Genomic DNA, 20,283 nt, shown 5'->3' on the forward strand with positions numbered 1-20,283 from the left:
CCGTTCAGCGTGGATATAGTGTCTGACACAACCACGCTGTACACCCTTCCATGGGAGCTTGGCCTCGGCATCCATGCCTCGGACAGGTTGTTTACAAACACTTTGCCCACGCTCTATAGCGAAACATTGCTTAGGGGGTGGAGAGAGAGAAAGGCTTTTTATGAGTTCAAACATACACGCTCAACGCATACTTATTTTGGATTTTGGTTCGCAATACACGCAGTTGATAGCACGTCGTGTTCGCGAAATTGGTGTTTACTGCGAGCTATGGGCTTGGGACGTCACTGAAGAACAAATCCGTGAATTTAATCCGCAGGGTATTATTCTATCCGGTGGCCCAGAATCGGTAACAGAAGAAGGCTCACCCCGTGCGCCAGAGTACGTATTTGAAGCTGGGGTGCCTGTGCTGGGTGTATGTTACGGCATGCAAACTATGGCTGAACAGCTCGGTGGCAGCGTTCTTGGTTCAGATAAGCGTGAATTTGGATACGCACAGGTAGAAGTGATTAAGCCAAGTCCACTGCTTGATAAAATAGAAGATGCCATTGGCGACAATGGCGCTGCACTTTTGGACGTATGGATGAGTCACGGCGATAAGGTTGCGGCTATTCCAGAAGGATTTGAAACTATTGCGCAAACGGCGTCGTGCCCACATGCAGCAATGTACAATGCAGAAAAGCAATTTTACGGTGTTCAGTTCCACCCTGAAGTAACACATACCCGTCAAGGTATGCGTTTACTTACTCACTTTGTGATGGACATCTGTAAGTGTGAAAAGCTGTGGACCGCTGGTGCAATTATTGACGACGCCATTGAGCGTATCAAAGAAAAAGTTGGCGATGAAGAAGTTATTCTAGGCCTATCAGGAGGAGTAGATTCCTCCGTTACTGCTATGCTTTTACATCGTGCTATTGGAGATAAGCTAACCTGTGTGTTTGTCGACAATGGATTGCTGCGCTTAAATGAGGCAGACCAAGTCATGGAAATGTTTGGTGACCACTTCGGGCTTAATATCATTCGTGTTGATGCTGAAACGCGATTCTTAGACCGTCTTAAGGGTATCGAAGACCCTGAGCTTAAGCGCAAGGCTATTGGAAACGAATTTGTTCGTGTGTTCGACGAAGAAGCGGGCAAACGTGATAATGCCAAATGGTTAGCGCAAGGTACGATTTATCCTGATGTGATTGAATCAGCGGGCTCTGCTACTGGTAAGGCTCATGTTATTAAGTCTCACCACAACGTTGGTGGACTTCCTGAAGATATGGAGCTAGGACTTGTCGAGCCATTACGCGAACTGTTTAAGGACGAAGTGCGTAAAATTGGTCTTGAGTTAGGTCTGCCCTATGACATGCTTTACCGTCATCCGTTCCCTGGACCGGGCCTAGGTGTTCGTGTACTTGGCGAGATTAAGAAAGAGTATTGCGACTTACTTCGCCGTGCAGATGCGATTTTCATTGAAGAACTATACGCAGCGGACCTCTACCAAAAAGTCAGTCAAGCGTTTACCGTATTTTTACCTGTACGTTCAGTTGGCGTAATGGGCGACGCACGTAAATACGACTGGGTAGTGAGCCTTCGCGCGGTTGAAACTATCGACTTTATGACCGCGCATTGGGCGCACTTGCCATACGACTTCCTAGGTAAAGTGTCGAACCGCATTATCAATGAAATTGACGGCATTAGCCGTGTGGTTTACGACATTTCTGGTAAACCACCCGCAACTATTGAGTGGGAGTAATGCTGTGTCTAGCAGCATTTAGCAAAGCATTCTATTTAACCCATTAAATTCTTAATGGGTTTTTTTTTATTTAAGGTGTGTACGCTTCTTCTAGCATTACCACGCCAACCCTTCCCATCGAAATTTCCACCTTGTGTTTTTTGTTGTTGATGACGAAAGACAATGCCATGCTATGCTTTAACGTGTTTATCGTATTGGTTTTTAGTAACCGTTTGTTATTTAATAAAATAGCATTCATAAAATCACAGGCTTTTATCGTGCTGTTGGGGGCGCTTTTTGCAGGAAAATGCATATTTGGCTAACGAGTATGGAGCGCTTTTGCAATGAGGAGACAGGACAAAGATGGAATATTTTGACAAACGCTACCACCAGCCAGGTACTCCACCAGGTACACTAAAATCAGCGGCTATGGCGGGCTCAACGAGCTTGGCTATTCACCTTTTTGACTATAGTGAAACTACATTTTCGCATATTGAAGATGCGAATCCGGCGCAGTGTCGTGAGTATATTAATCGCGATAATGTAACTTGGGTACATGTCGAAGGGCATCCAACGGAGCAAAGTATTCGTGAGCTGGGTGAGATATTTGGTCTGCATAAGCTAGCGTTGGAAGATGTGCTCAACATCGGTCAGCGACCCAAAGTGGATGAATATGATGATCAGCTTTTTGTGGTAGTGAATCTTCCTTCGGTGACCGGGGCGGATTTCTCTGTTCAGCAAGCGTGTTTTTTTCTAGGAAAACATTATGTTGTCAGTTTTTGCTCCACCGACTTTTCATTGTTTCAACCAGTAGTAAAGCGCCTTAACGAACCCGCTAGCCGCTTGCGCAAGAACAGTGCTGACTTTCTGCTATACAGCTTGTTGGATATTGTGATCGATCAGGGGTTTCCCGTACTGGAAACGCTCGGTTGGCAGTTAGAAGCGCTCGAAGAGCAGATCCTGAAAAGTGTCGGTAGGGATACACTTGAGCGCATTCACACCATAAAGCGGGAACTGATCTTATTGCGACGAATGTTGTGGCCACAGCGAGAGGTGATAAACCATTTGCTACACGGTGATCATGGCTCAATAAGCGAAGGTACAATGATTTATCTGCGAGATTGTTATGATCATACCATTCAAGTGATGGATTTGTTGGAAACATATAGGGATATGAGTGGGAGTATGTTGGATATTTATCTCTCCAGCGTGAGTAATCGTATGAATGATGTCATGCGGGTACTCACTGTGATTGCGACTATCTTTATTCCACTGACATTTATTGTAGGGGTTTATGGAATGAATTTTGACCCTAATGCAGGTAAATGGAACATGCCTGAGCTGGGATGGGAATACGGTTACCCGCTAATATGGTTACTGATGATTAGTTGTGTTGGGGTTATGGTGTATGTATTTCGTCGTAAAGGGTGGTTCTAAGTGTGTGTCAGTGAGTGTTGACGTGGATTTTAGATCACAACAAGTTCGAGTGAACGTCAAACTGTTCAGGTTAGCCAGCCCCAATTAAAACTAATCAAGGGTACAAGCTCTTCAGTTATTCCTATATGATAAATGTATAAATTTGAATAAAAAGTTATATTAGTTAACACCTTATCTGTAACAAAAGCGTCACTAAAATATAATCTAATGACGCCGTTCTCTACTCAATTTAATCAATAGGTTTATCTGTGTTTACTTCCACTAGCATCAGCCGTTTGGTAATGACTCCTGTACTTGCCAGTCTCCTAATCCTTGTAGTACTCAATAGTGCTTCTATCGCAAAATCATTTTCACTGCTCAACGCATTCGATGAACTCGAACATACCTTAGTGCAGTCAGAAAGAAATGTGAATACCGTGCTAAGTACGTTTAAAACACAAGTTCAAGAATGGAAAAATGTGCTTTTACGGGGCCACAATACTGATGATAGGGAAAAGTATTGGAGCCGATTTCAGCAAAGAGAAGCTGAGATCACACAACAATTTGATGCCATGCTGCGAAGTGAGGTGGTGAACGATAAAGTGAAAGCAGAGATCCGTGAGTTCCAAAAAGCACACTCAATAATGGCAAAAAAATACCGGGAAGGCTTTGAAGCTTTTGTCGCATCTGGCTTTGACCCTAAAGTGGGTGATAGCTTTGTAAAGGGCATCGACAGAGAGCCAGCGAAATTACTGACTGCCATTGCTAAAGATATTGGTGATGCGTCTGCAACTGCTTTAGCCGATCTAAAATCCAATACACGTACCATGCTATGGGTAATCTTGCTCGCCGCTATACTCTTGTCTTTGCTGTCAGTGGTGTATGTGGTGTCTCGATTAAAAACACAGGTAATAAATCCGACAAAACAAGTCGCCGCTTGTATTGCCCATCTTGCTAACAGTCGTTACGACTATTCACTGACTTATTCAAGTGAACACGAGTTAGGAGTTTTGGCAAACTCTGCCCGCTCGTTGCAAAGCAAGCTAAAAGACTCGGTCACTCAGTTGCAGGAAGCAGAACAAGAAATGGAAAGGGCGTTTGGTACACTCGGAAATGTGAGTCAGTCAATAATGGATGGTGCCAATGAGCAACGGGATGCATCGCGCTCGCTGGATAGCAGTACCGACAAACTTAGAGAAATAGTACAAAACCTTGTCGCTATTACTGACCAAGTTGCTGTGGCAACTAACAATTCGGAACAAAACGTCGCCAGTTGTTATAGCACGTTTGAAAAAGCAAATTTAGGGTTTAAACAGCTTGCAAAAGCCGTAACAGAGTCCAGTGATATCGTCTCTGAGCTACAAAGTCGAAGTAGCAACATTCTAAAAGTAGTCAATGTGATCAATGAAATTGCAGATCAAACCAACCTGCTGGCGTTAAATGCCGCTATTGAAGCGGCGAGAGCTGGTGAACACGGTAGAGGGTTTGCTGTTGTGGCTGATGAAGTTCGGGCTCTGGCAGCGAAAACTCAACAATCAACGAAAGAAATCAATAATATTTTAAGTAGTTTTGAAGCTGAAGCAAAAGGCGCGGTAACGGCGATGACTTCAGGTAAGCAGCTTTCCGATACGAATGCGGCAGAGGCTGCAACCGCGCTTGAAACGCTTAACAAAGTCGTCAGAGATATTCAGGAAACTGCCAGCGTCGTGGTGGCATTGAATGACGCGGCAGATGAGCAAGAGGCGGTATTACATCAAGTTGAGAGTATTATCAGTAATGTGGTGTCATCTTCTGAACGATATCACCAGTTAGCCCAACGTGATGACATGGCACGTTCGATGAAGAGTATGTCATTCAACGTAGAAAAAGTGGTAAGTAGTTTGACCTGTTGACAAGGCGTGGCACTATACAGGGAAGTTTGCTAAAGACGAAGTAATGGTCAAAGCGCCTTCACGCTTAAGATAAAATCAATTTATGATCCCGTTAGTATTCCATCCTATCTATAGTCAGCTCTCACTACCTGATAAGCATCGCTTTCCAATAGAGAAATATGTAGGTATACGCGATGAGTTAGTGCGGCGAGGGGTTAGTGAAACTCAGTTTATCGCGCCTACCCCCCTGACAGATGAACTATTGAATACCTATTACAGTAGTGAATATGTCAGTGCACTAACGGCCGGAGTACTGGATAAGAAAGCCATGCGACGCATTGGATTTCCTTGGTCTGAGCAGCTTATTGAACGCACGCGAACGGCAGTTGCAGGTACGTGTTTGACTGCTAAGTTAGCCATTGAACAGGGGAAGGCGCTGAATTTAACCGGTGGTTATCATCACGCGTTTGCAGATTATGGCTCCGGTTTTTGTCTGTTCAATGATTTGTATCTGGCCGCCAAGGAGATGCAACAGGACAGGGAAATAGACAATGTTCTTATTATTGATTTAGACGTGCATCAAGGGGACGGAACCGCGAAGCTGGCAAGTAGCGATAGGGATATTTTCACCCTTTCAATCCACTCAGAAAAAAACTTTCCCTATCGCAAGCAGCACTCTGATTTGGATATTGGACTTAGCAAGGGGATCGGAGATGATGAATACCTGACCACCCTTGAGCAAGCATTGACGGTGGCCTTATGTCAGTTTCAACCTGACGCGATAATTTATGATGCTGGCGTAGACATACATGTAAACGATGATTTAGGACACCTGTGTATTTCTACTGAGGGGGTATTTCAACGAGACCAGCAAGTGTTTAGCTTGGCCGAGCGTTTAGGCGTACCAATTGCTGCGGTTATTGGAGGAGGATATCAAAGAGATATTGCGGCTCTGGTTGACGTTCATATTCAGCTATACCGCGCCGCGGGGGTTATTGCGTAGGCTTTTAGCGGATTGCTATGATATTGAAGGCAGTATAAGCGGCACACTGAATGAGTACCGCTTAATAAGTCTTTTACTGTCAAATTATAAAAAGTGTAGCTGAAAGCCGATACCTATACGCTCTTGCGCGCGATTATAATCAATCAGGGAGTCACCGTAGCCATTGAAGTACTGAAATAGTACCTCATACCTGTCTGATATAGGGTAAGTCAGTTCTAACTGGACACTACCTCTGTTGTCGTCAAAATCCAAGTTGTTGCGCAGTAAGGCTAACATTTTAAATGCGCCCACTTTTCTCCCATAACCCAGTTCAATACGCCCGTAGTAATCTTCAATATCCGGATTGTCGTCACCAGAGGGATCGCTGGGATCGGCTTTTTCATCTTCGGGAATACGATACCAGGTCTTGAGGTAATAAATATCATCATTGTCACTAAACACAATAGAGGCAAATAAGCGGTTCCAACTTCGCGAGCGAAGTGCACTTTGCCCATTCGACATATGATTAAATCCCACTTGAAACATATTGAATTTATAGCCCAACACTGAATAATCTGCGGTTTCCTGCCAGAAAATTTCGGGTTCGTAGTTAGTTTCTCTAAAGGGCTTAGACGCCTCGCTGTTATATAGTTGCCAATATGAGGTGAGGGTAAATCCAAAATAGATGCCGTCAAAACCGGTTTCCTCTAAATAAAGAGGTAGTTTGGCGCTGACCTGAAATTTGGCTTCTTTGGTATCTATATTGTCCTGATTTAAATCTTCGTTACCCGCCGCGTTAGGATTGTCCACATAGGTAAATGGCAAGATATAGTTTCTGTGGTGCTGGGTAATTGCAAACACGTTGTCCAGCGCTTCCTTGTCACCTTCTAATCGTTCATCAAGAACACTTTCTGTGGTGGTATCCCGTTTGATGATATCGATAACTTCAATATCTTCATTTTCCGGCACCTGTGCATTTTCTGGTGGAGGTTGCGTTTTCGTCTCTTCAGCTTGTTTTCCGATCTCTGAATAATCACTAGATGACTGCGCATAGCTATACACAGGCGCACAAGCAGCAACAACTGCCATCACTAATAAAGGCTTTAACACTGACACCTTTTTATCTCCGTACTAAGGGTTACGCTTAACTGAAGTCCAGTGTTTGGCCTTCCGATGATGCAAATAGTTTTAAATTAGATTCTGTTATTGTGACGTATTCATGACAATGGGCAACGAGTGCATCAATATCATTATCCGTGCGTTCAGGGTCGTGACTGTATAACGCGAGTTGTTTAGCATTACAGGCAATGGCTAGTTTTACCGCCTCTTCTGCCACAGAATGCCCCCAGCCGTATTTTTTTGGCATGTCTGATAACATATACTGTGCATCGTGAATAAGTAGATCGACTTTATTTGCAAATTCCACAAATTCTTTAAAATCCGTTTCCTTTTTATAAGGCGGATATAGTTCGTTGTCAGTAATGTAGGCAATTTTTGCACCGTCTGCCTCAATACTGTATGCACTCCCTTTTCCTGGATGATTCATCGGTAACCGTTTGATGACGGCACTGGTTAATTGCAATGTATCTTGCTGCGGGGGAAGTGGAGAAACAGTGATATTGGCTTTAAGTGCACTTCGGGATACGGGGAAAAGAGAACCTTCCATTTGTTGCAGAATTTGCTCAGGCTCATCGAGCTGTGTCTGGCCGGGGTAAATGGTGATTTCTCTGCCTTCTTGATAGATAGGGGCAAAAAAGGGAAACCCCTGAATATGATCCCAATGGTTGTGGCTTAACAATATAAATATGGGCGTGTGCTTTTTTACCAGTTTATCGCCTAAGAGACGAATACCCGTACCAGAATCGAGGACGATATCCGTACCGTCCTCTAATTCAATATGCACGCACGCGGTATTACCACCATAGCGGATGTAATCTGCTCCTGGAGTAGGAATGGATCCTCTTACGCCATAAAATGTAACCCGCATACGCCCCTCATGCTCGCACTAGGGCAAGCTCAGCTGTTAAAGCGCGGTAACAAAGTCTGTTGCTGCGCTAAGGTCTAATAACTGCGTCTCGCCAGTGCGTCTATTTTTGTATTCAACTTGTTGATTATCCAAGTTTCTTTCACCAATGACAATGCTGTGAGGTATGCCGATTAATTCCATGTCATTAAACATCACACCTGGGCGTTCCTTTCTGTCATCGAACAATACTTCCACACCTTGTGAAACAAGGGCATCGTAAAGTTTCTCAGCCGCTTCTTTAATGCGATGAGACTTATGCATATTCATAGGAATTAATGCAATTTTAAACGGTGCAATAGGATCTGGCCACTTAATGCCAAACTTATCATGGTTCTGTTCTATCGCCGCCGCCACAATGCGAGAGACACCTATTCCGTAGCACCCCATGGTAAGTGTTTGGTGTTTACCAGTTTCACTAAGCACACCACAGTTCATTGCCTCTGAGTATTTGCTGCCTAGCTGAAAGATGTGGCCCACTTCTATACCGCGTTTAATGTCCAGTGTGCCTTTACCATCAGGTGAAGCGTCGCCAGCCACCACGTTGCGAATATCAACTGCGTTAACATCGTCTGCCCAGTTCACATTGGTATTCATCTTGCCACCGGTGCCTGAACCCGTGGTAAAATCCGCTAAGGCTGCCGCACTTGCGTCAACATACACGGGAACCGTTAGGTTAGTCGCGTCAGCGAAGAAAGGCGACACGCCAAGGATATCCTTGGCTTGTTCAAAAGACGCTTCAACAAGTGGACTGGCAACGCTGTTTATTTTCTCCGCTTTTACGTCATTGAGTTCATGGTCGGCGCGAAGTACAAGGGCTACCCAATTATCAGATACCACTTCTTCGCCTTTACTATCAACGTCGTTGGCAGCTTTGACCACTATGACTTTCACTGCATTGGTAGCGTGTGCGTCAACACTTTTTAAAATGGCATTGAAGTCTTTGCCTTTGGCATCTTTAGTTTCAACGGCTGCTCCTGAGGCCTTTGCCTTTTCTGGGGCAACGGCAGCGGCCATTTCTACGTTAGCGGCGTAATCACTATCAGTTGAGAATGCGATATCGTCTTCGCCCGACTCTGCCAATACGTGGAATTCATGGGAATGGTTACCACCAATTGATCCTGAGTCGGCTATAACCGCCCTAAAATTTAACCCCATACGTGAGAATATGTTGCAGTAGGCGTCGTACATCTTCTGATAGGTTTCTTCCAGACAGCTGTCTTCTAAGTGAAAGCTGTACGCGTCTTTCATGGTGAATTCACGACCGCGCATAATCCCGAAACGAGGGCGAACTTCGTCGCGGAATTTGGTTTGAATTTGATAAAGGTTAAGCGGCAGTTGTTTATAACTACTGATTTCGTTGCGCACCAGTGCGGTGATCACTTCTTCATGCGTAGGACCTAACACGAAGTCACGTTGGTGACGATCTTTAATGCGCAATAGCTCTGGGCCGTATTCTTCCCAGCGACCTGACTCTTCCCACAGATCAGCAGGCTGAACCACAGGCATTAACACTTCGATTGCCCCTGCTTTGTTCATTTCCTCACGAACAATATTGGCTACTTTGTTTAGCACTCGTAGGCCAGAGGGAAGCCAGGTATAAAGCCCTGACGCGAGCTTTCTGATCATACCAGCGCGGAGCATTAGCTGGTGGCTGATAACCTCTGCATCAGCAGGGGTTTCTTTCTGCGTGGCAAGCAAATATTGACTAGTGCGCATGTAAAGCAGGTTTCCTGTAAATCAAATTATAATTTCGGTTTTGGCGTATTCTAAATAACTGCGAACAATTTCGCCACACAGTGTTGAGGTTATAGTGGATTTATCTCTCTAACTATAATTCTACCTTGGCTGACAACAAACCCTACATCAACATTGTATAGCGCGACCTTGTAGCACTTTGGATCATCTTCTATCCCGTGTTTGTAGGCAGGACGAGGATCTTGTGACAAAACACGGCGCACCAATGACTCAAAATCACTAAAGCGCTTATTTACATTTTCGAGTTGTTCTGCAAGCCGTTGGTCAAAGATAACGTCACGGTTGGGTATAGGGTGGTATTGTTCTAAACGGTCTTGTGCATGAGGTAGACTGTCCGCGTAGGCTAAATAGGGTTTTACATCAATGATAGGCGTACCATCGACTAGGTCAACGCCCTCTACTTTCAGGACGTGACGACCGTCTTCAACAACGACGCCTTTATTCTCTACCACTGACATCCCAATCCCGTTGGGTCGATGAGTGCTTCTTGTCGCCAGCACGCCCATGGTTGCATTACCACCAAGCCGGGGGGCCTTCACAGTATTTTTCCACCCTTTTTGGATAGTGTGATGAAAGATAAATAACAGCCATAGGTGGCTGTAGCCCTCAATGCCTTTTAGCATATTACTATCATCGAAACCGGGTAAAAAGTGTAAGGTTCCCTTTGCCTTGGCTAGGCCAGGTTGGCGTGGAATGGCAAACTTTTGCTTATAGGGGGTCGCAATTTCTGCGATAGGTGAGAGCGTATAGGTGCTGGGATCCATAAGTTTACTTCTGATAAAAAGAATAAAGATACATTAATGAACCGTGTGTAGTTGTCATATAACTCTCACAATTGTCGGGTAAGTTTAATGTCGCTATTGTAGCGTGGTCTCCCTGGACCTAACCCTATTCCGGTTCGCTTTCTGGCGAGCCGGAGTTTTTTATCTCAGAGAGCTGTTGTTCAAAATAAGGGCAACCCAACGCATTCGCTTTTTCAATATTATGGGTGAATATCTTTTCTGCGTCGTCTTCATTCTTCATATAAAGTGAAATATCACTTTCTCTGATCAAATGCAGTAATGGGTAAGGAGAGCGATTGGTAAAATTCTCTACATCCTCTTCTTCATTACCACTAAACACATAGTTGGGGTGAAAACTGGCAAGCTGATACGTACCGGCATATCCCCAGTCTTGTAGCATTTTTTCTGCAATGGCTAACACGTCGAGATAGTCGTCAAACCTTGTTACCGAATCGTTTAGCAATACCAATAGGGTAGTGGCAATTGTTTCATTGTCATCCAGAAATTTTAATTCATCGTACAATGCTTCCAGAATGTCGCCGGCATCGCCGGACAGGGTTTCGCAACGAATACGATTAGGCTGGCGAACATATCGCGCAAAAGGACAAAAGTTGTGTTTTATCACAATGTCGTCCACCCACTTCATTGTAGCCGCTTTGGCATGAGCGTGGTGGGAGGCGCGAGGAGGCGTGGTAGACGAAGAAAGGTTCATCAAAGATACACTTAGCTATTGGTAAGTTTTAAACTCAAGCCCAAAGGACGCAGCCAGGTATGAAGTTTGACGGTACAAACTGATCACACCTGACGCTAACCCTAGAGGGTATATATAAAGTGACACTATGAGTGATACTTTACGTAGGCTTCTAGGGTGTTTTCTATCAAACTGGCTACTGTCATTGGCCCTACACCACCTGGTACAGGTGTTATCCAACCTGCCCGTTGTTGGGCTTTGTCAAAATCGACGTCACCGACTAAAGAGCCGTCATTTAAACGATTGATACCCACGTCAATTACAATAGCGCCGGGTTTTACCCAGTCACCGGGTATAAAGTTTGGCTTGCCTACGGCAACGACCAATAAGTCGGCACGTTCTACGTGGCTGCGCAAATTCTGAGTAAATTTGTGGCACGTAGTAACAGTACAACCCGCCAATAGCAATTCGAGACTCATTGGTCGGCCAACAATATTCGATGCGCCCACAATAACAGCATCTAACCCTTTTATGGGGCGCTTGGTGGACTCAACCATTGTCATGATCCCTTTTGGCGTACAAGGACGCAGGGCTGGAATGCGTTGGGCTAGACGACCTATGTTGTAAGGGTGGAAACCGTCAACATCTTTGTGTGGGTGAATGCGCTCGAGCACCTTTTCCGCGTTTAATCCAGCGGGTAGGGGTAACTGCACTAATATGCCATCAATGTCTTTATCGTGGTTTAACTCATCCACCAAATTAAGCAAGGTATCTTCTGTCGTATCTGCAGGTAAATCAAAAGAGCGCGACACAAACCCTACCTCTTCACAGGCTTTACGCTTATTGGCGACATATACTTGTGATGCAGCATCGCTGCCAACGAGCACAACGGCAAGGCCGGGCTGGCGCTTTTTTGCCTGAATGAGTGATTCAACATAAGAAGAAACGTGTTGTCTAACTTGTTTGGCAATTAACTTGCCGTCAATGAGGTGGGCGGTCATAGTCTCTATATAAGTATGTGGTCAACAAGTGCCCTATATTGTTTCACAAAACAACACAGTGAAACCAGTCTTTTGGCTCGCTAAGTAGCACAAACGTAGTTTTAGTAGATGGTAAAGGTAATTAACGCATTTAATGAAAGCTAAAAGGTACTGAGATAGTACGACGTTTATAATAGCAATTCGGGAATAAAGAAGGTTGCCATCTCCGTCGTTGAACAAAGATTGTTGCAGGTGTAATCACTCTTTTCATCTATTGCAGCGAGCTTTTTCTTTTTAAATAGAAATAAAAGGCGTGCGTTTTTGCCTCAGGATACAATCACCAACGAACAATGTAACGCATGTAAATAGGTGATATTTGTTTGTTTATTGTGCTTTTTGTTTAAAAAAACACGATAATGCACGCTTTGTGAGCGGTTGAAAATTTTATTTAAAAAAGTGTTTGACGAGGTGGGGGGATGTCAGTAATATTCGCACCCCGTAACGGCACGGAGTTAAATTACTTCGAAAGCCGCTACAACAGTCGGTGAGTGGCGCAGCTTGGTAGCGCACTTGTTTTGGGTACAAGGGGTCGCAGGTTCAAATCCTGTCTCACCGACCACTTTTTGCAGCGAAGATTCGCCGAGCGCCCGTAGCTCAGCTGGATAGAGCAACGGCCTTCTAAGCCGTGGGTCGCAGGTTCGAATCCTGCCGGGCGCGCCATGCGGGTCAGGTAGGTCCTGACAGTATGGCAGAATCTTTACGTTTACATGTTTTACAATTCACATGTAAACTATTGCAAGCACCTCTATGGTGGGCGTAGCTCAGTTGGTAGAGCCCCGGATTGTGATTCCGGTTGTCGTGGGTTCAAGTCCCATCGTCCACCCCACTTTTTTGCGGAAGTGGTGGAATTGGTAGACACGCTGGATTTAGGTTCCAGTGCTTCACGGCGTGAGAGTTCAAGTCTCTCCTTCCGCACCATATTTTCAAGCTTTATAAAAAGCTTTTCATAAAAGATATCTCTGTCGGTGAGTGGCGCAGCTTGGTAGCGCACTTGTTTTGGGTACAAGGGGTCGCAGGTTCAAATCCTGTCTCACCGACCATCTCTCTATTTTTTGTTTTTCGTTGCTAAATCCCTACTATCTCTCAATATCTTTGTGCGTTTGTTCGATATCTAACCGATTGGATGGTATTTCCCTCTCGACTCTTGTGGTATGCGGCTGTATACTACCGCGTCTTTTTTTAACCAGTACGTTTGTTTCAGGTTAGTTAGTCGACATACTTTTTTGTCCTAGCCATGATTGTATAAACGTCAGATAACGACCTCTTCCCCGGCGTGATATGCACGTAATGCATGACGGGAGAGGGGATTGAGAACAAAACGCCTGTAAAGGCGTATAGTTGAGGTAACATAATGCAAGTTTCAGTCGAGACGACCCAGGGTTTAGAACGCCGTCTTACTATCACCGTTCCAGCTGACGCGGTTGATTCAGCAGTTAAGTCACGCCTACAGCAATTGGCAAAAACACAGCGCATCAACGGCTTCCGTCCTGGTAAAGTGCCTGTAAGCGTAATCAAGAAGCGTTACGGCCAAGCAGTACGCCAAGAAGTAGCTGGTGACGTAATGCAGCAAAACTTCTATCAAGCAGTTATTCAAGAAAAAATTCAACCTGCTGGCATGCCTAAGTTTGAACTGACTAAAGATGTAGATGGTCAGGATCTAGAATTCACCGCTTCTTTTGAAATTTATCCAGAAGTTGAAGTGAAAGGCGTTAGCGATATCGCGATTGAAAAGCCAGTAGTAGAAATTACTGACGAAGATCTTGATAACATGATGGAAACGCTTCAAAAGCAACACGCGACTTGGAAAGAAGTTAAGCGTAAGGCGAAGAAAGATGACAAAGTTATCATCGACTTTGTTGGCTCTATCGACGGCGAAGAATTCGAAGGCGGAAAAGCTGAAGACTTCGCGCTTGAACTTGGTAAAGGCCGCATGATCCCTGGTTTCGAGAAGCCGCTTGTGGGCGCGAAAGCCGGTGAAGAAGTGACAATTGAAGTTACATTCCCAGAAGATTACCACGCAGAAAACCTAAAAGGTAAAGACGCGGTATTCCAAGCGACTGTGAAGAAAGTAGAAGGCTTGAATCTTCCTAAAGTTGACGAAGATTTCGCTAAGCTATTCGGTGTGGAAGAGGGCGGTGTCGACGCGCTTAAAGCTGAAGTTCGCAAGAACATGCAGCGCGAGTTGAACCAAACGCTTAAAGCACAAGTAAAAGAAGACGTTATTGCTAAGCTAGTTGAAGCGAATGAAATTGACATTCCTCAAGCGCTTATCGATCAAGAAGTTAACGCGCTTCGCGAACAAGCTAAGCAGCGTTTCAGCCAACAAGGCGGTGGTCAGAACCTACCAGAACTTCCGGCTGATCTGTTCACTGACAACGCAAAACGCCGTGTGTCAATTGGTCTACTTCTAGGTGAAGTGATTAAGCAAAATGAGCTTAAGGCCGATGAAGACAAAGTGAAAGAGATGATCGAAACTGCAGCTTCTGCATACGAAGATCCACAAGAAGTTATTGAATACTACAACAATAACCAAGAGCTTATGCAGCAAATGCAAAACGTTGCACTTGAAGAGCAAGCTATCGAGTGGGTGCTTGAGCAAGCTAAAGTTACCGAAGTAACTAAGGCTTTTGACGAGGTTATGAACAAACAGGCGTAATTTTTTACTGTCTGATTGACAATACTTGTCAGCAACTGCTTAAATGCTCGGAGCCTTCCGAGCATTTTTGTTTTTAACGCTAGATAATCAAGGTAGCTATGACTAATACCCCGTTTGACCCTATGAATGCACTTGTCCCTATGGTAGTTGAGCAAACTTCTAAAGGAGAACGCTCATACGATATATACTCTCGCTTACTTAAAGAGAATGTTATTTTCTTAGTAGGACAAGTTGAAGATCACATGGCCAACCTCATCGTTGCTCAAATGTTGTTCTTAGAAGCTGAAAATCCAGAGAAGGATATTTTCCTTTACATCAACTCTCCAGGTGGCTCCGTAACTGCTGGTATGGCGATTTACGATACCATGAAGTTTATCAAGCCAGACGTGAGTACCGTGTGTATGGGTCAGGCTGCGAGTATGGGTGCATTCCTATTATCTGCTGGTGCTAAAGGTAAGCGTTATTGTCTGCCTAACTCGCGTGTCATGATTCACCAACCTTTAGGTGGTTTCCAAGGTCAAGCGTCTGATTTTGAAATTCATGCGAAAGAAATTCTGTCTATTAAAGAGAAATTGAACCGCCTAATGGCGGAACATACCGGTCAGGATTACGAAAAAGTAGCGCGTGATACGGATCGCGACAATTTCCTAAGTGCAACAGAAGCGCAAGAATACGGCCTTGTTGACCAAGTGTTAGCAAATCGATCTGACGTAGCCGCAACTAAGTAGTATAGTTATAGTAGACCTGAGCCAGTGCGTAGCACGTTTTGGTTTTCGGCTCAGGCAAGGCAGAGGCAAAAGTAATGAGTGATAAGCAAAGCGGTGACGGTGATAATAAGCTACTGTACTGCTCGTTTTGTGGCAAAAGCCAACACGAAGTAAGAAAATTGATAGCAGGCCCGTCGGTATTTATTTGCGACGAGTGTGTTGAGTTATGTAACGATATCATTCGCGAAGAAATTAAGGAAATCGCGCCAAAGCAAAAGCAGGACGCTTTACCGAAGCCCAGTGAAATTCACGCGCATCTTGACGACTACGTGATTGGTCAGGAACACGCTAAAAAGGTGCTTTCTGTAGCGGTATACAACCACTATAAGCGCCTTCGCAATGGCGACATTCACGATGGCGTGGAACTAGGCAAAAGTAACATATTGTTAATTGGTCCAACGGGTAGTGGTAAAACGCTATTAGCGGAAACCCTAGCGCGTTTACTTGACGTGCCATTTACTATGGCCGATGCGACGACATTGACCGAAGCAGGCTACGTGGGTGAAGACGTTGAGAACATTATTCAAAAACTTCTTCAAAAGTGTGACTACGACGTTGAAAAAGCGCAACGTGGTATAGTCTACATTGACGAAATCGATAAAATTTCACGTAAGTCTGATAACCCTTCAATTACTCGCGACGTGTCAGGCGAGGGTGTTCAGCAAGCATTGCTTAAGCTAATTGAGGGAACAGTAGCATCAGTACCGCCTCAAGGTGGTCGTAAGCATCCACAGCAAGAATTTTTGCAGGTCGATACCTCTAAGATCCTGTTTATCTGTGGTGGTGCATTTGCTGGTCTTGATAAAGTTATCGAGCAGCGCGCCCAGAAAGATACCGGTATTGGTTTTGGCGCTACCGTTAAATCGAAAGATAACAGTAAGCAAATCAGTGAGCTATTTAAACAAGTAGAACCTGAAGATTTGGTTAAGTACGGTTTGATCCCAGAATTTATTGGGCGTCTACCAGTGGTAACCAGTCTTGAAGAACTCAACGAAGAGGCACTCATTCAGATTCTTCGTGAGCCGAAAAATGCGATCACCAAGCAATACGGTGCGCTTTTCGCCATGGAAGACGTTGAACTTGAGTTCCGCGACGATGCACTAAATGCAATTGCTAAAAAGGCAATGGATCGTAAAACCGGCGCCCGCGGCCTTCGCTCAATTGTTGAAGCCGTGCTACTTGATACCATGTATGACCTTCCTTCGATGGAAAATGTCAGTAAAGTGGTGATCGATGAGACGGTCATTCGCGGTGAGTCTAAGCCGATATTGATTTATGATAGTAATGAAAAGAAAGTAGCCTCTGAATGATCTAGAGTGCTAAAAAAGGCCCCTCGGGGCCTTTTTTGTTTTTAAACCGCTACTGCGCGGGTTTATACCGCGTTGGTAAATTTTGTGAAATCCTCATTTACCCTAAGTAAACTCCGGTTCCCCAAAATTTCCCGCCTTGTCTAAACCCTGCTCGCTGACGCGGTCTAAAAACGACGAGTGTTATTTCTGGTTTATTTCTCCATGAAATACTAGTTCCTGCGGTTTTTCGTCAAGTTCCGCCTTGCACCCACTTCGCTCACGACGCTGAACAAAAACAAAGATTGATGTTTTCAGCAAATGCTTTTTAGCGTTTTTGTGACGTAAATTTTGTGAAATCCTCATTTACCATAAGTAAACTCCGGTTCCCCAAAATTTCCCGCCTTGTCTAAACCCTGCTCGCTGACGCGGTCTAAAAACGACGAGTGTTATTTCTGGTTTAATTCACCATGAAATATTAGTTCCTGTGGTTTTTCGTCAAGTTCCGCCTTGCACCCACTTCGTTCACGACGCTGAACAAAAACAAAGATTGATGTTGTGGCGTGATGTTCTCTTAAACAATGGTATCCCTATGAGTGAATAGCAGTTTGCTGTTTATATGAACGTTTAGAGCAATTGAACTTAGCCTTTCTATTAGATTTTCGACATAAGTGTTGCCAACCGGACTAAAATCTATAATGGTAACAAGTGATACTGGCGGTGAGGGGATTAACACTGTTTAATCTGTGGAGATTGAACTTTGCCCTAGCATCCCCATATACAAGTGAAATATCAAACTAATTGAGAACAAGTATGACAGTTGAGCGTGAAAATCGCATTGAAATTCCTGTGCTTGCCTTGCGGGACGTCGTTGTCTATCCGCATATGGTCATACCCCTTTTTGTTGGGCGTGAAAAATCGATCCGTTGTCTTGAAGCGGCGATGGACAGTGATAAGCAAATATTTTTGGTAGCGCAAAAAGACGCAAGTGTAGATGAACCTGAAGGCGAAGATATCTATACCGTTGGAACCATTGCTACTATTCTCCAGCTATTAAAGTTGCCTGATGGCACGGTAAAAGTGTTGGTCGAAGGCAGCGTAAGAGGGCAAGTTGAAAGTTATCAGCAGTCTGAGCCTTACTTTGTAGCCAACGTAGATAGGCTTGAAGACGAAAGCATTGAAGAAAGTGAACAGGAAGTTCTGATCCGTTCGGCAGTGTCTCAGTTTGAAGGCTACGTAAAATTAAATAAAAAAATACCACCTGAAGTACTGACGTCGCTAAACGGTATTGAAGACGCGGCTCGTCTGGCAGACACCATGGCTGCACATATGCCGCTCAAGCTTACTGAAAAGCAAAAAGTGCTTGAGATGCAAAGTGTCAACGAGCGCCTCGAATACCTGATGGCACTAATGGAAGGCGAAATTGATTTGCTGCAGGTGGAAAAGAAAATTCGCACCCGCGTTAAAAAGCAGATGGAAAAGAGTCAACGAGAGTACTATTTGAATGAGCAAATGAAAGCCATTCAAAAAGAACTGGGTGAGTTAGACGATACCCCTGACGAATTTGAAGCGCTTTCCAAAAAAATTGCCGATGCAAAGATGCCTAAAGAGGCAGAAGACAAAGCCAAAGCTGAGCTTCAAAAACTGAAAATGATGTCGCCCATGTCGGCAGAAGCCACGGTGTTGCGTAGTTATATTGAATGGTTAACGAATGTGCCATGGAATAAGCGCTCGCCGGTGAAGAAAGATTTGTCTCGCGCTGAGAGTGTGTTGAACGAAGACCACTACGGCCTTGAAAAAGTCAAAGAACGCATTTTAGAGTATCTTGCTGTACAGCAGCGTGTGAAAAAGCTAAAAGGTCCGATATTGTGTCTTGTTGGTCCACCTGGGGTGGGTAAAACCTCATTAGGACAATCTATCGCCAAGGCCACCGGCCGTAAATATGTGCGCATGGCGCTAGGTGGCGTACGGGATGAGGCTGAAATCCGCGGTCACCGTCGTACTTACATTGGCTCATTGCCGGGTAAGCTTGTTCAAAAGATGGCGAAAGTGGGGGTTAAAAACCCGCTGTTCTTGCTTGATGAAATCGACAAAATGTCATCGGATATGCGAGGCGACCCAGCATCAGCACTATTGGAAGTGCTGGATCCAGAGCAAAACAACAGTTTCAGTGACCACTACCTTGAAGTGGACTATGACTTGTCCGATGTTATGTTTGTCGCAACATCCAACAGCATGAATATTCCGGGGCCGTTGCTTGATCGTATGGAAGTAATACGCCTTTCAGGGTATACCGAAGACGAGAAACTCAACATTGCCAAAAACCATTTGATCGGTAAACAAATGGAACGCAACGGACTGAAAGCTAAAGAGCTGGAGATAACTGACTCTGCGGTAATTGGTATGATTCGTTACTACACCCGTGAAGCCGGTGTGCGAGGCCTTGAACGAGAAGTCTCCAAAGTCTGCCGCAAAGCCGTGAAGGATATTTTGCTTAAGAAGAGCAAGAGTAAAGTGGTGGTGACCAAAGACAATCTAAAAGATTTCTTAGGTGTACAGCGTTTCGATTACGGTAAAGCAGATAAAGATAACCAGATTGGCCAAGTTACCGGCTTGGCATGGACTCAGGTTGGCGGTGATCTGCTGACTATTGAAACCACTTCTGTACCAGGCAAGGGCAAAATGACGTCAACCGGTTCGCTTGGTGATGTCATGCAGGAGTCGATTAAAGCCGCTATGACAGTAGTCAGAAGCCGTGCTGAAAAACTGCGCATTAACGAAGACTTTTACGAAAAAAGAGATATTCACGTCCACGTCCCGGAAGGTGCTACACCAAAAGATGGTCCTAGTGCGGGCATAGCGATGTGTACGGCATTGGTTTCGTCACTTACCGGTAATCCAGTGAAGTGTGACGTTGCGATGACAGGTGAAATTACCTTGCGTGGAGAAGTACTCGCAATCGGTGGTCTCAAGGAAAAATTATTGGCTGCCCACCGAGGCGGTATTAAAACAGTGGTAATTCCGAAGGACAACGAGCGTGATTTGGAAGAAATTCCAGAAAACGTGAAGAAAGATTTGTCTATTCATCCCGTTCAATGGATAGACGATGTACTGGATATTGCACTGCAAGAACCAGTAGAAAGCTTTAAAGTGGTTAAAAACTAACACATTGGACAGGCTAGATACCTTAATTTTAAAGGGGTGTAGCCTGTTTTTTTTACTGAAATTGCAATAATTGAACAAAAAATGTCCATTGAGACGAAGAAAATCCGATTTTTTTAAAAATAGGGCTTC

General features: G+C 44.6%; 14 protein-coding genes and 5 tRNA genes. 13 read left to right on the top strand and 6 right to left on the bottom strand.

Annotated elements, in window-relative coordinates:
• Positions 1 to 160: 160 nt before the first annotated feature.
• The 4 genes from guaA (at position 161) to ACMCM8_RS04370 (ending at position 6,007) form a co-directional block, all read left to right on the top strand.
• Positions 161 to 1,738: a glutamine-hydrolyzing GMP synthase gene (guaA, locus tag ACMCM8_RS04355; RefSeq protein ID WP_412725836.1), complete on the top strand. Its 1,578-nt coding sequence runs from the start codon at positions 161 to 163 to the stop codon at positions 1,736 to 1,738.
• Positions 1,739 to 2,080: 342 nt separating this feature from the next.
• A complete protein-coding gene (gene corA, locus ACMCM8_RS04360; protein WP_412725838.1) occupies positions 2,081 to 3,154 on the top strand; it encodes a magnesium/cobalt transporter CorA in 1,074 nt (357 codons plus the stop codon).
• Positions 3,155 to 3,402: 248 nt separating this feature from the next.
• Positions 3,403 to 5,025, top strand: coding sequence for a methyl-accepting chemotaxis protein (locus tag ACMCM8_RS04365; RefSeq protein ID WP_412725840.1), 1,623 nt, complete (start codon positions 3,403 to 3,405; stop codon positions 5,023 to 5,025).
• Positions 5,026 to 5,107: 82 nt separating this feature from the next.
• Positions 5,108 to 6,007 carry a histone deacetylase family protein gene (locus ACMCM8_RS04370; protein ID WP_412725842.1) on the top strand — a complete coding sequence of 300 codons (900 nt, stop codon included), beginning with the start codon at positions 5,108 to 5,110 and terminating at the stop codon, positions 6,005 to 6,007.
• A gap of 84 nt (positions 6,008 to 6,091) precedes the next feature.
• Here ACMCM8_RS04370 and ACMCM8_RS04375 read toward each other — a convergent pair whose 3' ends face one another.
• The 6 genes from ACMCM8_RS04375 to folD all read right to left on the bottom strand — a co-directional run bounded on the left by ACMCM8_RS04375 (position 6,092) and on the right by folD (position 12,241).
• Complete coding sequence (locus ACMCM8_RS04375; protein WP_412725844.1) at positions 6,092 to 7,102, bottom strand: phospholipase A; 1,011 nt, start codon at positions 7,100 to 7,102, stop codon at positions 6,092 to 6,094.
• A 28-nt stretch (positions 7,103 to 7,130) separates the two neighbouring features.
• On the bottom strand, positions 7,131 to 7,973 hold the full coding sequence (locus ACMCM8_RS04380; protein ID WP_412725846.1) for an MBL fold metallo-hydrolase: 843 nt from the start codon (positions 7,971 to 7,973) through the stop codon (positions 7,131 to 7,133).
• Between the two features lie 36 nt (positions 7,974 to 8,009).
• The gene (locus ACMCM8_RS04385; RefSeq protein WP_412725848.1) at positions 8,010 to 9,728 is read right to left on the bottom strand and encodes a proline--tRNA ligase; all 1,719 of its coding nucleotides are present in this window, start codon (positions 9,726 to 9,728) and stop codon (positions 8,010 to 8,012) included.
• 89 nt (positions 9,729 to 9,817) lie between these two features.
• A complete protein-coding gene (tsaA, locus tag ACMCM8_RS04390; protein ID WP_412725850.1) occupies positions 9,818 to 10,531 on the bottom strand; it encodes a tRNA (N6-threonylcarbamoyladenosine(37)-N6)-methyltransferase TrmO in 714 nt (237 codons plus the stop codon).
• Between the two features lie 124 nt (positions 10,532 to 10,655).
• Complete coding sequence (locus tag ACMCM8_RS04395; protein ID WP_412725852.1) at positions 10,656 to 11,261, bottom strand: DUF1415 domain-containing protein; 606 nt, start codon at positions 11,259 to 11,261, stop codon at positions 10,656 to 10,658.
• Positions 11,262 to 11,386: 125 nt separating this feature from the next.
• Positions 11,387 to 12,241 (bottom strand): bifunctional methylenetetrahydrofolate dehydrogenase/methenyltetrahydrofolate cyclohydrolase FolD, encoded by an 855-nt coding sequence (gene folD / locus ACMCM8_RS04400; RefSeq protein ID WP_412725854.1) that lies wholly within the window; start codon positions 12,239 to 12,241, stop codon positions 11,387 to 11,389.
• Positions 12,242 to 12,762: 521 nt separating this feature from the next.
• Here folD and ACMCM8_RS04405 point away from each other — a divergent pair.
• The 9 genes from ACMCM8_RS04405 (at position 12,763) to lon (ending at position 20,154) form a co-directional block, all read left to right on the top strand.
• Positions 12,763 to 12,839 (top strand) — tRNA-Pro (locus ACMCM8_RS04405).
• A gap of 24 nt (positions 12,840 to 12,863) precedes the next feature.
• A tRNA-Arg gene (locus ACMCM8_RS04410) sits at positions 12,864 to 12,940 on the top strand.
• Between the two features lie 90 nt (positions 12,941 to 13,030).
• Positions 13,031 to 13,106: transfer RNA gene (locus ACMCM8_RS04415), tRNA-His, on the top strand.
• 7 nt (positions 13,107 to 13,113) lie between these two features.
• A tRNA-Leu gene (locus tag ACMCM8_RS04420) sits at positions 13,114 to 13,198 on the top strand.
• A gap of 45 nt (positions 13,199 to 13,243) precedes the next feature.
• Positions 13,244 to 13,320: transfer RNA gene (locus ACMCM8_RS04425), tRNA-Pro, on the top strand.
• Positions 13,321 to 13,631: 311 nt separating this feature from the next.
• Positions 13,632 to 14,936, top strand: coding sequence for a trigger factor (tig, locus tag ACMCM8_RS04430; RefSeq protein ID WP_412725856.1), 1,305 nt, complete (start codon positions 13,632 to 13,634; stop codon positions 14,934 to 14,936).
• 98 nt (positions 14,937 to 15,034) lie between these two features.
• Complete coding sequence (gene clpP, locus ACMCM8_RS04435; protein WP_412725858.1) at positions 15,035 to 15,664, top strand: ATP-dependent Clp endopeptidase proteolytic subunit ClpP; 630 nt, start codon at positions 15,035 to 15,037, stop codon at positions 15,662 to 15,664.
• A 74-nt stretch (positions 15,665 to 15,738) separates the two neighbouring features.
• Entirely contained in the window at positions 15,739 to 17,013 is a 1,275-nt protein-coding gene (clpX, locus tag ACMCM8_RS04440; protein ID WP_412725860.1) for an ATP-dependent protease ATP-binding subunit ClpX, read from the top strand.
• Between the two features lie 789 nt (positions 17,014 to 17,802).
• Entirely contained in the window at positions 17,803 to 20,154 is a 2,352-nt protein-coding gene (lon, locus tag ACMCM8_RS04445) for an endopeptidase La (RefSeq protein WP_412725862.1), read from the top strand.
• The last annotated feature ends 129 nt before the right edge of the window (positions 20,155 to 20,283 follow it).

The organism is Alteromonas sp. D210916BOD_24 (genome assembly GCF_047159385.1).
Classification (GTDB): domain Bacteria; phylum Pseudomonadota; class Gammaproteobacteria; order Enterobacterales; family Alteromonadaceae; genus Alteromonas.

Coding starts and splice junctions, on each gene's coding strand:
- guaA (WP_412725836.1), top strand. CDS start 161: ATGAGTTCAAACATACACGCTCAACGCATACTTATTTTGGATTTTGGT.
- corA (WP_412725838.1), top strand. CDS start 2,081: ATGGAATATTTTGACAAACGCTACCACCAGCCAGGTACTCCACCAGGT.
- ACMCM8_RS04370 (WP_412725842.1), top strand. CDS start 5,108: ATGATCCCGTTAGTATTCCATCCTATCTATAGTCAGCTCTCACTACCT.
- ACMCM8_RS04380 (WP_412725846.1), bottom strand. CDS start 7,973: ATGCGGGTTACATTTTATGGCGTAAGAGGATCCATTCCTACTCCAGGA.
- ACMCM8_RS04385 (WP_412725848.1), bottom strand. CDS start 9,728: ATGCGCACTAGTCAATATTTGCTTGCCACGCAGAAAGAAACCCCTGCT.
- tsaA (WP_412725850.1), bottom strand. CDS start 10,531: ATGGATCCCAGCACCTATACGCTCTCACCTATCGCAGAAATTGCGACC.
- ACMCM8_RS04395 (WP_412725852.1), bottom strand. CDS start 11,261: ATGAACCTTTCTTCGTCTACCACGCCTCCTCGCGCCTCCCACCACGCT.
- folD (WP_412725854.1), bottom strand. CDS start 12,241: ATGACCGCCCACCTCATTGACGGCAAGTTAATTGCCAAACAAGTTAGA.
- tig (WP_412725856.1), top strand. CDS start 13,632: ATGCAAGTTTCAGTCGAGACGACCCAGGGTTTAGAACGCCGTCTTACT.
- clpP (WP_412725858.1), top strand. CDS start 15,035: ATGACTAATACCCCGTTTGACCCTATGAATGCACTTGTCCCTATGGTA.
- clpX (WP_412725860.1), top strand. CDS start 15,739: ATGAGTGATAAGCAAAGCGGTGACGGTGATAATAAGCTACTGTACTGC.
- lon (WP_412725862.1), top strand. CDS start 17,803: ATGACAGTTGAGCGTGAAAATCGCATTGAAATTCCTGTGCTTGCCTTG.